The sequence below is a fragment of the Methylophaga sp. UBA4204 genome, assembly GCF_002379485.1.
In the GTDB taxonomy this organism is placed as follows: domain Bacteria; phylum Pseudomonadota; class Gammaproteobacteria; order Nitrosococcales; family Methylophagaceae; genus Methylophaga.
Genome location: NZ_DFTU01000062.1, coordinates 29,640 through 42,804 on the forward strand (window position 1 = coordinate 29,640; position 13,165 = coordinate 42,804).

Genomic DNA, 13,165 nt, shown 5'->3' on the forward strand with positions numbered 1-13,165 from the left:
GCCGGTACCGGTAAAACCTATCTGGCGGTTGCCTGTGCGGTAGAAGCGCTGGAACGCGACTTTGCCAGACGTATTGTGCTGGTCAGACCGGCGGTTGAAGCCGGTGAAAGACTTGGTTTCCTGCCAGGTGATCTGGCCCAGAAAGTGGATCCATATTTACGGCCTTTATTTGATGCGCTCTATGAAATGCTGGGTTTTGAACGTGTTGCCAAACTGATTGAACGCAATGTGATCGAAGTAGCGCCACTGGCATATATGCGTGGCCGTACTTTGAATGAATCGTTTATTATTCTGGATGAAGCACAAAACACCACGGTTGAGCAGATGAAAATGTTTCTGACCCGTCTGGGATATAACTCGACAGCGGTGATCACCGGCGATATTACCCAGGTGGATTTGCCGGGTTCCACCCGTTCAGGTCTACGTCATGCCATTGAAGTCTTAAAAGATATTGAAGGCATTGGCTTTACTTTTTTCCAGGCAAAAGACGTGGTGCGTCATTCCTTGGTGCAGAAAGTTATTCTGGCTTACGAAAAGGCTGAAACAAAGTCGTGAACGTCATTATCGATTTGCAGCAGGCAACTGATGCAGATGTGCCATCTGAACAACAATTTCAACTCTGGGCCAGTGCTGCGCTGGCGGAAGTCAACGAAGACTGTGAATTAAGCATTCGCCTGGTCGATGAAGCCGAAAGTGCCGAATTGAATAATGATTATCGCGGCAAAAACTATCCGACCAATGTTTTATCATTTCCCTTTGAGTCACCTGTGCCGCTAGAACCTATGTTGTTAGGTGATCTGGTGCTGTGTGTTCCGGTAGTAGAGCGTGAAGCTGCCGAGCAAGAGAAAACCATAAATGATCATTGGGCACATTTAATTGTGCATGGCTGTTTGCATTTACTTGGCTATGATCATATTGAAGACGATGAGGCAGAATTAATGGAATCGTTGGAAATTAAAATTTTACACAAGCTTGATATTAACAATCCTTATACAGAGCAGAGGGTTACATCATGAGTGAGGGACGACCGAGTCGCTCAGACAGTCCAGTTTCCTGGGTGCGAAAATTAAGTAATCTGTTCCTGGAACCTAAAGACCAGGAACAGTTGATTGAATTACTACGCAATGCTTCTGAACGGCATATTCTCGATGCCGAAGCTTTGTCGATTGTCGAGGGCGCTTTGAGCGTCTCACAGATGCAAGCTCGCGACATTATGATTCCGCGTTCACAGGTGGTGATGGTTTCTCGAGATGCGCCACCGGAAGAAACACTTAAGCTGGTCACGGAAACATCGCATTCACGGTTTCCAGTGATTGATGATGATCGTGATGATGTTATCGGGATTCTGCTCGCCAAGGATTTGCTGGCGGCAGTGGTCAGCTCTGGTGAGTTTAATTTTGATCTGCGTGAATTGTTACGTCCAGCGGTGTTTATCCCTGAAAGTAAGCGTTTAAATGTTCTGCTGCGTGAATTTCGTGCCCGTCGTAATCATATGGCAATCGTTGTGGATGAGTATGGCGGTGTTGCCGGCATGATCACCATCGAAAATGTTCTTGAACAAATTGTTGGTGAAATTGAAGACGAGCATGATGTGGATGATGATGCGCCGATTCTGCAACGTGATGACAATACCTTCACTGTCAAAGCATTGACCCCGGTAGAAGACTTTAACGAGTATTTTGAAACCGAGTGGAGTGACGATGATTTTGATACGGTTGGCGGCCATGTAGTGAATCAATTTGGTCATCTGCCCGGCCGGGGAGAGCAAGTCACAATTGGTGCACTGGAATTCACCGTGTTACGTGCAGATAAACGTCGAGTTCATTTGTTACGTATGGTGAAGTTACCCGAAGAAACTGAAAGCGAAAGCGAAACAGAATAATGACAACTTCCAGGCAGATGGCTTGGCAAGGCGCATTTGGCAGTTGGGCAGCATTATTGGCCGGTGCCATCCTGCCACTGAGTCTAGCCCCTTTTCACTATTACCCATTGGCGGTGTTGAGCCTGCTTGTGCTGTTTCTCAGTTGGCAAGGTGTCAGTCCTCGCCAGGCGTTGTGGCGAGGCACGCTGTTTGGTACCGGTATGTTCGGTGTAGGGGTTTCCTGGGTTTTTGTGGCTATCCATGTTTTTGGACAGGCCAGCATAGTGCTTGCAGGTTTGCTGACCGCATTGTTTGTGGTTGCTCTGGGCTTCATGATCGGCGTATTGGGGTGGGGGTTAAAACGCCTGACTGGTCCAGCATTATCCAGCAAAGATTTCCTGATATTACTGCCCAGCAGTTGGCTTTTGTTTGAGTGGTTTAAAGCCTGGTTTTTGACAGGATTTCCCTGGCTGGAAGTGGGTACCGGACAAATTGAAGGCCCACTTGCCGGTTTTATTCCGTTAGTTAGTGTTCACGGTGCCTCCTGGCTGGTGGCATTGACCGCCGGTAGTCTGGCAATAGTGGTTTACCAGCGTAAATGGATATTTCTCATTTTGCCCGCAGTGATTTGGGGCAGCGCTTTTTCCCTGCAATCGGTTGAATGGACCAAACCCATTGGTGAACCGGTTAAAGCAGCCTTGATTCAAGGCAATGTGCCGCAGGACATTAAATGGGATCCCCAGCAGTTACGTAATACATTGCAGTTATATGCTGATCTGAGTCGAGAGAATTGGGATGCAGAGGTAATTGTCTGGCCTGAAAATGCAGCAACAGCGTTTTATCACCAAATAGATGAAGGTTATCTCGAACCATTAGGTCGCGAAGCACGTTCGCAGAATACCGATATTATTCTCGGGCTGCCGGTGTTGGATGAAAATGGTGAAGATTATTACAACAGTATGGTCAGTCTGACCGAAACACCGGTGTTTTATCACAAGCGTCACTTGGTTCCATTTGGTGATTACGTTCCTTTTGAAACCCTGCGTGGATTGATCAAATTCTTTGATTTACCGATGTCAGCGTTTGTGCCGGGCGCTTCCGATCAACCGCAAATGATGTTGGCAGGCCATCCGGTCGGGGTGTCTATCTGCTATGAAGATGCCTTTTCATCTGAAGTTCGTGAAACTGTACCGGCAGCAACCATGTTGATTAACGCCACCAATAATGCCTGGTATGGTGATTCTTTCGCACCGCACCAGCATTTACAGATCTCACGAAGCCGGGGATTGGAGACCGGGCGGCCGATTTTGCGGGTCACAACTAACGGGATTTCAGCGTTTATTGATTATAAGGGCGTTATTCAGCAACAAAGTCCTCAATTTGAACTGGCTGTACTGAAAGGTGACATTCAACCCAGAGAGGGAGTCACTCCCTACGTGCGTTTCGGGCAATGGCCATTATGGATTTTAACTTTGCTGATGCTGACTTTGTGGGCGTATTATCAGTATTTTTATCGGCGTAAAGAGTCTTAATCTTCCATGCAATTAATGACTATCCAGCGCATTCTGGGCATTTTACTGAGCCTGTTCAGTATCACTATGCTGCCACCTGTGCTGGTTTCATGGTGGTTTAACGACGGCGCTGCTACCGCCTTTCTGACAGCGTTTGTGATTCTGGTCAGTACTGGTTTGCTGTTATGGTTACCTGCGAGAAAACACCGTAAAGAGTTGAAGATCCGCGATGGATTTATCGTGGTGGTAATGTTCTGGATTGCTTTGGGTTTTTCCGGGGCATTACCGTTTTATCTGACCGAATCACCCGCGATGAGTATTACCGATGCGGTGTTTGAGTCCATGTCGGGTTTAACCACCACCGGGGCGACGGTTCTGGTTGGTCTGGATACGCTGCCAGAAGCCGTATTGTTTTATCGTCAGTTTCTGCAGTGGTTGGGGGGGATGGGGATCGTGGTATTGGCCGTTGCTATCCTGCCATTATTAGGCGTCGGTGGCATGCAGCTGTATCGTGCAGAAACACCTGGTCCGATGAAAGACGCCAAATTAACTCCACGTATTACCGAAACCGCAAAAGCACTCTGGTATATCTATTTGAGCCTGACGATCGCTTGTGCCATCGCCTATTACTGGGCAGGTATGTCATGGTTTGATGCCATTGGCCATAGTTTTTCTACCGTCGCCATAGGCGGGTTTTCCACCCACGATGCCAGCATGGGTTTTTTTAACAGCGCGACGATTGAAATGATCGCGGTGGCTTTCATGCTGGTTTCAGCAATGAATTTTTCATTACATTTTCTCGCCTGGCGCCATCGCACTCTGATGCATTATCTGCGAGACTCAGAGTTAAAAGTATTTTTAAGCATCATGTTCGTTATCTCGCTTATAACGGCAACTTATCTGTATTTCACCGGCACCTTTGATGATGGTTGGACCGCTGCTCATCATGGTATTTTCCAAGCGGTTTCCATCGGTACCACCACTGGTTTTACCACTACCGATTATTATTTGTGGCCAGGTTTTCTGCCAATTTTATTATTGATGACCAGCTATATCGGTGGCTGTGCTTTTTCCACAGGTGGCGGTATTAAGGTGATTCGCGCGATGCTGCTGTTTAAACAGGGATATCGTGAAGTGTTAAGGTTGATTCATCCTAACGCTGTATTTGCCATTAAAGTGAACGGTAAAGCGCTACCCCCCAAAGTTGTTGGTGCGGTCTGGGGCTTCTTTGCCTTGTATGTTTTCTGTTTCAGTATCATGCATCTTTTATTGATGGCCACTGGCCTTGATGTGGTGACGTCGTTTTCTGCTGTAACCGCTTGTTTGAATAATCTTGGGCCGGGACTGGGGGATGTCGGGGCAAATTTTGGACAGATTAATGCCCCATCAAAGTGGATATTATGCGTTGCCATGTTATTAGGTCGTCTTGAAATCTTCACCTTGTTAGTCGTGTTAACCCCGGCATTCTGGCGTCGATAATGTCTGATAGTCAGCAAAAATGGGATCAGCGCTATCGAACAGAGATTGCTGTTTATCCTGAGCCTGCTCTGGTGCTTACTCAAAATCAGCATTTACTGCCTGAGCAGGGAATAGCGCTGGATTTGGCGTGTGGTTTAGGTGCCAATGCCTTGTTGATGGCCAGTCTGGGGTTACAGACTCACGCATGGGATATCAGTTCTGAAGCTTTGGCGAAACTGAATGCAGAGGTTCAACAGCGACAGTTACAGGTTATTACTGAGCAGCGGGATGTGAGTGTGGCAGCGCCTGACAATTCGAGCTTTGATGTCATTGTCGTCAGTCAGTTTCTGGAGCGCAAACTTTGCCCGAAACTTATCAATGCGTTAAAGCCCGGGGGCTTACTTTTTTATCAAACCTTCTGTCGCGATAAGGTAGATGGTTCCGGTCCGCAGAATCCCGAATTTTTACTGGCAGATAATGAACTATTAAATTTATTTACGAGTCTGAAATTGAGAGTTTATCGAGAAGAGTCGACACTTGGAGATACTTCCATGGGGTGGCGAAACATGGCGATGCTGGTGGGACAAAAGTCATAATAAAAATAAATACTTAATAGGACTTGCTGAAAAGTCGCCGGATCAGTAGAATTACGCGGTTCAGAAAGGGCAAACATAAAAATCGTGTTTGTCGGGCAAACATCATTATTGGCGAGAACAGATATGAAAGCGGATATCCATCCAGATTATAGCGAAATCAATGTTACCTGTAGCTGTGGTAACAGTTTCAAAACCCGTTCAACACGCGGCAATGACCTGACGCTGGATGTATGCTCAGAATGTCATCCGTTCTACACCGGCAAACAGAAAATGCTGGATAGTGCTGGCCGTGTTGATAAATTCCGTCAAAAATACGGAAAATAATCTTGCGGGCTTAAGCCGAAGATACTAATGAACATCATCAACATTACATACAAAAGCCTCTGTCGATTGACAGGGGCTTTGTTATTTCTGGGCCTTTTATCCGGCTGTGCACAAAATCCCGTGACAGGTGGCCAGGATTTTGTGATGATCAGCGAAAATAAAGAGCTTGAGATGGGCCGCACTTACCATCCTCAGATCATTGAACAATATGGTCGTTATGAAGATGAAGCGTTGCAGAGATATGTTCAGGATGTCGGACAAAGACTCGCTGCAGTCAGTCATCGGGATGATTTGGTTTATCGCTTTACTGTTTTAGATTCACCGGTTATCAATGCGTTTGCATTACCTGGTGGGTATATCTATATCACTCGGGGAATGATGGCCTATCTGAACTCCGAAGCTGAGCTTGCAGCCGTTCTCGGGCATGAGATTGGTCATGTAACTGCTCGCCATGGCGTGCGCCAGCAAAGTGCAGCCCAGGCAGCAAGTTTAGGATACACACTGGGAGCAATACTGCTTCCGGGGTTACGCACGGCAGGTGCCCAGGATCTGTTTAATGTGTTTGGTGGTGCTTTACTTAGTGGTTATGGTCGCGAACACGAATTAGAGTCTGACAGGCTTGGTGCCGAATACCTGGCCCGTTCTGGCTATCCTTCAGAGGCCATGATAGAAGTTATTGGTGTATTAAAAGATCAGGCAACTTTTGCCGAAGCCGAGGCTAAAAAACAAGGCCAGGATTATCAGGGTTACCACGGTCTGTTTGCTTCTCACCCAGATAATGACACTCGGCTGCAGGAAGTTGTTAAGGCGGCTGATAAATACAAAACCACTGTTCGAGAAGATGAAGGTACTGAGCGCTATCTGCAGCGTATCGATGGCATGGTGTTTGGAGACAGTGAATCTCAGGGTATTCGCTCTGGTCGAAATTTCTATCATAGTGAAATGCAGTTTGCATTGAGTTTTCCGCAGAATTGGCATATTCAGAACAACCCTTCCAGTCTTCGTGCAACCGCGCCGCAAGGGGCCGCTATTATTGAGATGGGAGCTTCCGATCTTAATCGTAAACAGACCCCCGCTGAGTTTATTAGGGAAAGGTTGAATATTAAAGATTTGAAAAATGGGGAGCCGCTCTCCACTAATGGCTTACAGGGTTATACTGGTTTGACCGTAGCTGAGGGCAAGCCTGTTCGAGTGGCGGTCATATATTTACGAGAGCAAGCGTTTATTTTTATTGCGACCACCAAATCGTCAGGAGATTTCCATAAATTTGATCCGGCGTTTCGTGAGACGGTGATGAGCTTCCATGCTATGCGTCAGGATGAACAGCAATTCGCCGAAGCACAGCGTATCGAAGTGGTCAAAGTCGATAGTAACGATAGTTATTCCAGCTGGGCGGCCAAAACACGAATCAGTAATAGTCCGATGCAGCAATTGCGGCTATTGAACGGCGATTATCCAAATGGTGAACTGAAGCCAGGACAATTGGCCAAGCGTGTTCGTTAACTGAGAATTGCAGTGCGCTGATTGACGTTCAGCATCCAATTAAGTATCTCCTCAATTACAATTTGAACCACATATCCTCAATTGGGTGTCATCATTGTTGCCAATTTATTGAGCTGTCATTCTGCCGGCAGTTGTTAGCATGATAGTGTTTTCCATTTGCCATAGTTTGGTTAGCTTTTCATAGCCACTACCCGTTATTTCCCCTACGACCTTGGAAATACCTTATTTAGAAACTACAGCGACATATCCACCTTGTTGAACAAAATGAGTCTCCACATTAACTGGCGACTAGTTTCGTGTCTGCCAAAGCGGAAATTGAGTGGGATACATGCATGTATCCCACAATCACTCTTGTCCTACATTGATTGATGTTTTTTCAGCCCACAACAGAGGTGGCTAAGAAAGAGTAACAGACCCTAGAACAGCTCTATCAGAGAGTCATCCTGTTCAGTGGATGTGGCACCACTGCCGCCACGCATTGCCGGAACATTATCTTTACGGAAAGTTTCGTAGATTGCTTCGGTATCGCCGGGACGTGCCAGTAATCCAGTTTCAGGGTCGATGCGAACAGTGACCATATCAACAGGTTGTTCAAAGTTTTTCTCGGGCACATCTTCAAGTGCAACTCGCATAAAATCAATCCACATTGGCAAAGCTGCACGCCCGCCTGTTTCATAGCGGCCTAAAGTGCGGGGATTATCAAATCCAACCCAGCTTATGGCAACCAGATCGGGATTAAAGCCATTAAACCAAGCATCCAATTGATCATTGGTTGTACCGGTTTTACCAGCCAGGTCACCGCGATTTAAACTTAATGCCTGACGACCTGTACCAAATTTCACTACATCACGCAGCATGCTGTTCATTATGTAAGCATTTTGCGGGGTAATGACCTGCTTGGCGGGATAAAAGCCTAACAATTCAGCTTGCATCAGGGCTTCTTCTTCACTGATATCAGCTGCGGGTATGGCACAGCTGTCGCAGACTTTCTTGGGTTTGGTCTGCATCAGGATTTCACCAGCAGTATTTTCAACCCGGGAAATAATATAGGGATCTATCAGGTGACCACCATTTGCCAAAGTAGCATAAGCTCTTGCCATATCAATTGGTGCTGCATTACCACTTCCCAGTGCAATAGATAGATTGGGTGGAACCTGTTCAGGCTGAAACCCGAAACGTTGTACATAATCTACTGTATAGGCAATGCCGATATCTCTTAACAACCTTATTGATACCAGGTTTCTTGAATGAGTAAGTGCTTCTCTCAGACGAGTTGGGCCAAAAAATCGACCACTGTAATTTTCCGGACGCCAGACATTTTCCAAACCGGGGTCATCAAATACCACCGGTGCATCGTTGATCACGGTAGCCGCGGTATAGCCTTTTTCCAGCGCAGCAGAGTATACAAATGGTTTAAAGCCAGAACCCGGTTGACGTTTTGATTGCACTACCCGGTTAAACTTATTCTGAAAGAAATCAAATCCGCCCTGCAGGGAGGTGATTGCTCCATCCTCAGAAGCAAGAGAAATCAGGGCTCCCTGGACTTCCGGTATCTGTGTCAATTGCCATGAATTCTCTTCCAGCTCCCGCACATAGATGATATCGCCAACCGCCAATACGTCGTCGATAGTCTGTGGTTTTTTGCCCATGCTGTTAGCACTGAGTTGTGGCTGAGCCCAACTTACTGCGGCAAACGGTAACTCTATTTGGCCCAAGCGTTTTACAAAAACCTGGGCAATATTATCTTCTATACTTAATACCAATGCTGGACTGAGGGCACCAATAACTGAATAATCCTTAAGGAACAGTTCTGAAGCTGCCTGATCCGGTAATTCGCTTAACTCAACCTTGGCAGCCGGGCCGCGATATCCATGTCGTTTATCATAAGCCAGTAATGCATCCTGCAGAGCTTTAGTGGCAGCCTGCTGATGTTTGGCTTTAATCGTCGTAAAGACCCTAGTACCGTTTTCATAGATCTCTTCGCCAAACTGCTCAATCAGATAGGTACGGACCATCTCCGAAACATAGGGAGCATAGACTTCTATTTCACGTCCATGATAGCGGGCACTTACTTCTTCTTTTATTGCTTCTTGATATTCGGCCTGAGAAATAAACCCGACATCTAGCATTCTACTGAGCACATAATTACGGCGGTCCAGCGCTCTTTGTGGGGCGGTAATAGGGTTAGTCGTCGAGGGCGCTTTTGGCAGACCGGCTATCATTGCCATTTGACCCAACGTTAACTCGTCCAGCGTTTTCCCATAATAGACTTGAGCCGCTGCACCAACACCGTAAGAGCGGTGACCAAGAAATATTTTATTCAGATATAAGGTGAGAATTTCTTCTTTGGATAATGTGTTTTCAATTTCCAGTGAAAGAAAAATTTCATTGATTTTGCGCAAATAAGTTTTTTCATTGCTTAAGAAAAAATTCCGGGCAACCTGCATGGTAATGGTACTGCCACCCTGTGTTTTTTCACCCGTGAGTGCCAGCGAATACGCTGCACGAAGCAAGCCTTGATAATCCACTCCCGGGTGTTCAAAAAATCGGTCATCTTCCGCTGCCAGGAAAGCTTCTATGAGTTGAGTGGGGAAGTCCTCATAAGCGACCGGAATGCGGCGCTTTTCGCCAAACTCGGCCATCAAAAGACCTTCTTCACTAAAAATACGTAAAGGAATCTGCAACTGAATCGTGCGCAACGATTCCGTGCTAGGTAGCTTGGGTGACAGAAATAGATAGACTACAGCGATAAACAGTAGACCAGCTATCAAAAAGGTAAAGGCCCATTTAAAAAGGCGTGACACAAGTCGCGACATTGGATTATTTCGTTCGCAAAAAATAAAACCGTAGAGTATATATAAACATCCTAATAAAGCCAGTTAATGACTTTTTGGGAAGATGTCACAGTTTTAGTTGTTGACATCCTAGTAACTGTTAATAAACTACTTTAACTTACAAGTGTAAGTGTACTGCACACATCATTTCGATGGAATTGGGGCGATGCATGTTTGGACGTAAGAAATCCCCTTTACTAGGGATAGACATCAGTTCTTCGGTTGTGAAGCTGCTAGAACTAAATAAACGCGGTGATCGTTATACCGTCGAATCCTACGCAGTGGAACCGCTTCCTGTAAATGCTGTGGTAGAAGGTCGTATTGAAAACAGCGACGAAGTTGCCGGTGCGATACGACGTGCTATAAAGCGTTCAGGCACGAAGTCCCGAGATGCTGCAGTCGCGGTTTCGGCAAATTCTGCTATCACCAAAGTTGTTTCCTTTCCTTCCTCCATTTCAGAACGCGACATGGAAGAAAACGTGATGCTGGAAGCTGAAAACTATATTCCCTATCCACTGGATGAAGTGCGTCTGGATTTTGAAATATTGGGTCCTTCTGCAGCCGATGCTGATGCAGTAGATGTATTGTTAGCCGCTTCGCGTCGTGAAAATGTTGATGCTCGCACCAATGTGCTGGAAAAAGCTGGTCTCAAACCCCGGCTGGTCGATGTTGAAGCCTATACTGTTGAAAATGCCTTTTCTCTTATCGCCAGACAATTACCCAATCAGGGTAATGGATTAACGGTTGCTGTTGCCGATGTCGGTGCAAACGTTACTACCTTGCACGTGCTGGTCAATGGCAAAATTGTATTTACCCGCGAACAAACTTTTGGCGGCCGGATGCTTACCGAAGATATTGAGCGTTATTATGGAATGTCTTATCAGGAAGCGGGCCGTGCCAAAAAAGATGGCAGCCTGCCGGATGACTACGCGCCAAAAGTACTTGAGCCTTTCAAACGTTCCATGGCTGTAACCATCACTCGAGCCCTGCAGTTTTTCTTTTCAGCTTCAAGCCAGTACCAATCAATTGATCATATTATTCTGGCAGGAGGCTGCGCCTCTATTGAAGGTGTCGATAAAATTGTTGAGTCAGAAACAGGCACCTCGACGTCAGTAGCCAACCCTTTCACTGATATGGGGCTGGGTACCCGGGTCAAGGTGCAGGCATTGAGTAATGATGCGCCCTCGATGATGATAGCGTGTGGGCTGGCCATGAGGAGTTTTGACTAATGGCACATATCAACCTTCTCCCCTGGCGCGAAGAAAAACGCCAAGAAAGACAGCAGCAGTTCTTTATTGCGATGGGGCTGACATTAGCTCTCGCCATTATCATTTTTGCTATTTTCAATAGCCATATGAACAGTTTGCTGGATAAACAGAATCAGCGTAATGCTTATTTGCAAAAAGAAATTGCCATTTTGGATACGCAGATTAAAGAAATCCAGGATTTAGAAAAACAACGTGATCGTTTGCTGGCCAGAATGCGGGTTATTCAGGATTTGCAGCAGAGCCGTCCTAAAGTTGTAAAAGTATTTGATTCTATTGTGAGAACTGTACCAGAAGGTATTCATCTTCAAGTTTTAAGCCGCGAGGGCGATAAACTGATTGTGCAGGGCGTGGCACAGACTAATGCCAGAGTATCCGTATTTATGAATCAACTCGATAATGATCCAGAGTTCACCGAATCAACACTTCGCGTTATTCAGCGTACATCCTCCCGTGATGATGCAATTCGTCAATTCACTCTGGAAGTGACTGAATCCAAACCTGAAACGGATGAGGAGCTATAGTCGTGGATATCCCTTCAGTTAATGATATTGATTTCAATGAAAGTGGCGAATGGCCTCTGATTGGAAAAATCGTTGCCGGATTGCTGATTTTTGCAGTGATTTGGGGCGCTGGTTATTACTTTATAATCAAAGATAAGCGCGTCGAATTGGCGCAACTTGAACAAACAGAAACAGAACTTCGCACAAGCTTTGAGATAAAACAAAGCAAAGCCGTTAATCTTGAAGCATATAAAGAACAGATGAAAGAAATGGAATTGTCATTTGCTTCCATGTTGCAGCAGTTACCCCGGAAAAGTGAAGTGGCTGATCTGCTGGTAGATATTTCCAGAACCGGTTTGGTAAATGGGCTTGAATTTGAACTATTCAAACCGGAAGAAGAACGGCCAATTGATTTTTACATTGAATTGCCGATCACCATGCGTGTAACTGGCACGTACCATCAATTTGCTGAATTTATTAGTGGGATAGCGGCCTTACCGCGTATTGTGACACTGCATAATTTCAAAATGGGTCCATTGACCAGCGATGGGAATATGACCATGGATATTACGGCCAAGACCTATCGTTACTTTGACGAGCAGGGTAATTAATGATGAACATATCCATAGTTATCCATTCATTGATTCAGAAGATTCTTCTGCTTTCCATGGCATTTATGCTCGTGGCCTGTTCACAACCAAAAGACGATCTGCAAGCCTATGTTGCCGAAGTAAAAGCACGTCAAGTAGTTGATATTCCTCCCATTCCAGTGATGAAGCCTTACGAAAAATTCAGTTATGCTGCTGCTGAGTTACGTGATCCATTTGTTCCAACCGTCATTGATGTTCCCGAACCGGAACCGGAGCAAGTGGTTGATAACGGCATTCAACCTAATGAAAACCGGATGAAGGAAATTCTGGAAAATTATTCGCTGGCTGATTTGCAATATGTCGGCACCCTGGAACAAGACAGTTTATGGGCATTAATACGGGCTCCAGACAGTACGATACATCGTGTGCAAATTGGTAACTATATGGGTATGAACCATGGCCAGATTGTTGCGATCAGTGAAACACAACTGACATTAAAAGAGATCGTTCCTGAAGGAAACGGCTATAACGAGCGTGAGACGACAGTACCCGTCGTAGAGATAAATTAAGGGCCAAACAATGATGAGTATATACGGAATGAAAATCACTCGGCGTCAAGCCTTCACCAACATCGACAAGAATTTTATGGAGCGGTGGCGGTCGAGTCTGGGTTTGCTTTCATTATTGTTCGTCAGCAGTTTTGTTTCAGCAAATGAACTG

Annotated in this window: 13 protein-coding genes; 12 read left to right on the plus strand and 1 reads right to left on the minus strand. The window is 45.8% G+C overall.

Going from position 1 to position 13,165, the window contains the following annotated elements; translation table 11 throughout:
- The 8 genes from B3182_RS09105 to B3182_RS09140 form a co-directional block, all read left to right on the plus strand.
- A partial coding sequence (locus B3182_RS09105; RefSeq protein ID WP_292752463.1) for a PhoH family protein occupies positions 1-555 on the plus strand: 555 nt, incomplete at its 5' end.
- Entirely contained in the window at positions 552-1,016 is a 465-nt protein-coding gene (ybeY, locus tag B3182_RS09110) for an rRNA maturation RNase YbeY (RefSeq protein ID WP_292358261.1), read from the plus strand. The genes B3182_RS09105 and ybeY, both read left to right, overlap by 4 nt.
- Positions 1,013-1,882, plus strand: a complete 870-nt coding sequence (locus tag B3182_RS09115; protein WP_292358259.1) for an HlyC/CorC family transporter — start codon at positions 1,013-1,015, stop codon at positions 1,880-1,882. Before ybeY ends, B3182_RS09115 begins: the two co-directional genes overlap by 4 nt.
- Positions 1,882-3,393 (plus strand): apolipoprotein N-acyltransferase, encoded by a 1,512-nt coding sequence (lnt, locus tag B3182_RS09120; RefSeq protein WP_292358257.1) that lies wholly within the window; start codon positions 1,882-1,884, stop codon positions 3,391-3,393. The genes B3182_RS09115 and lnt overlap by 1 nt, the downstream gene beginning before the upstream one ends.
- A gap of 6 nt (positions 3,394-3,399) precedes the next feature.
- On the plus strand, positions 3,400-4,851 hold the full coding sequence (locus tag B3182_RS09125; protein ID WP_292358255.1) for a TrkH family potassium uptake protein: 1,452 nt from the start codon (positions 3,400-3,402) through the stop codon (positions 4,849-4,851).
- Positions 4,851-5,426, plus strand: coding sequence for a class I SAM-dependent methyltransferase (locus tag B3182_RS09130; RefSeq protein ID WP_292358253.1), 576 nt, complete (start codon positions 4,851-4,853; stop codon positions 5,424-5,426). Before B3182_RS09125 ends, B3182_RS09130 begins: the two co-directional genes overlap by 1 nt.
- A 123-nt stretch (positions 5,427-5,549) precedes the next feature.
- Entirely contained in the window at positions 5,550-5,750 is a 201-nt protein-coding gene (gene rpmE, locus B3182_RS09135) for a 50S ribosomal protein L31 (protein WP_014705308.1), read from the plus strand.
- A 27-nt stretch (positions 5,751-5,777) separates the two neighbouring features.
- On the plus strand, positions 5,778-7,253 hold the full coding sequence (locus B3182_RS09140) for a M48 family metalloprotease (protein ID WP_292358251.1): 1,476 nt from the start codon (positions 5,778-5,780) through the stop codon (positions 7,251-7,253).
- A 416-nt stretch (positions 7,254-7,669) separates the two neighbouring features.
- Here the strand turns inward: B3182_RS09140 and B3182_RS09145 are convergent, their stop codons facing one another.
- Positions 7,670-10,069: a penicillin-binding protein 1A gene (locus tag B3182_RS09145; protein WP_292358250.1), complete on the minus strand. Its 2,400-nt coding sequence runs from the start codon at positions 10,067-10,069 to the stop codon at positions 7,670-7,672.
- A 188-nt stretch (positions 10,070-10,257) separates the two neighbouring features.
- On the opposite strand from B3182_RS09145, the gene B3182_RS09150 reads away from it, so the two are divergent.
- The 4 genes from B3182_RS09150 to B3182_RS09165 are packed head-to-tail and all read left to right on the plus strand — an operon-like array spanning position 10,258 to position 13,014.
- Positions 10,258-11,316 (plus strand): pilus assembly protein PilM, encoded by a 1,059-nt coding sequence (locus B3182_RS09150; RefSeq protein WP_292358248.1) that lies wholly within the window; start codon positions 10,258-10,260, stop codon positions 11,314-11,316.
- Positions 11,316-11,876 (plus strand): PilN domain-containing protein, encoded by a 561-nt coding sequence (locus tag B3182_RS09155; protein WP_292358246.1) that lies wholly within the window; start codon positions 11,316-11,318, stop codon positions 11,874-11,876. Before B3182_RS09150 ends, B3182_RS09155 begins: the two co-directional genes overlap by 1 nt.
- Before the next feature lie 2 nt (positions 11,877-11,878).
- Positions 11,879-12,466 carry a type 4a pilus biogenesis protein PilO gene (locus B3182_RS09160; RefSeq protein ID WP_292358244.1) on the plus strand — a complete coding sequence of 196 codons (588 nt, stop codon included), beginning with the start codon at positions 11,879-11,881 and terminating at the stop codon, positions 12,464-12,466.
- The gene (locus tag B3182_RS09165) at positions 12,466-13,014 is read left to right on the plus strand and encodes a pilus assembly protein PilP (protein ID WP_292411505.1); all 549 of its coding nucleotides are present in this window, start codon (positions 12,466-12,468) and stop codon (positions 13,012-13,014) included. Before B3182_RS09160 ends, B3182_RS09165 begins: the two co-directional genes overlap by 1 nt.
- Positions 13,015-13,165: the final 151 nt, after the last annotated feature.

Excerpts from the sequence above, each read along its gene's own strand:
- B3182_RS09115 (WP_292358259.1), top strand. The coding sequence starts at position 1,013 with ATGAGTGAGGGACGACCGAGTCGCTCAGACAGTCCAGTTTCCTGGGTG.
- lnt (WP_292358257.1), top strand. The coding sequence starts at position 1,882 with ATGACAACTTCCAGGCAGATGGCTTGGCAAGGCGCATTTGGCAGTTGG.
- B3182_RS09125 (WP_292358255.1), top strand. The coding sequence starts at position 3,400 with ATGCAATTAATGACTATCCAGCGCATTCTGGGCATTTTACTGAGCCTG.
- B3182_RS09130 (WP_292358253.1), top strand. The coding sequence starts at position 4,851 with ATGTCTGATAGTCAGCAAAAATGGGATCAGCGCTATCGAACAGAGATT.
- rpmE (WP_014705308.1), top strand. The coding sequence starts at position 5,550 with ATGAAAGCGGATATCCATCCAGATTATAGCGAAATCAATGTTACCTGT.
- B3182_RS09140 (WP_292358251.1), top strand. The coding sequence starts at position 5,778 with ATGAACATCATCAACATTACATACAAAAGCCTCTGTCGATTGACAGGG.
- B3182_RS09145 (WP_292358250.1), bottom strand. The coding sequence starts at position 10,069 with ATGTCGCGACTTGTGTCACGCCTTTTTAAATGGGCCTTTACCTTTTTG.
- B3182_RS09150 (WP_292358248.1), top strand. The coding sequence starts at position 10,258 with ATGTTTGGACGTAAGAAATCCCCTTTACTAGGGATAGACATCAGTTCT.
- B3182_RS09155 (WP_292358246.1), top strand. The coding sequence starts at position 11,316 with ATGGCACATATCAACCTTCTCCCCTGGCGCGAAGAAAAACGCCAAGAA.
- B3182_RS09165 (WP_292411505.1), top strand. The coding sequence starts at position 12,466 with ATGATGAACATATCCATAGTTATCCATTCATTGATTCAGAAGATTCTT.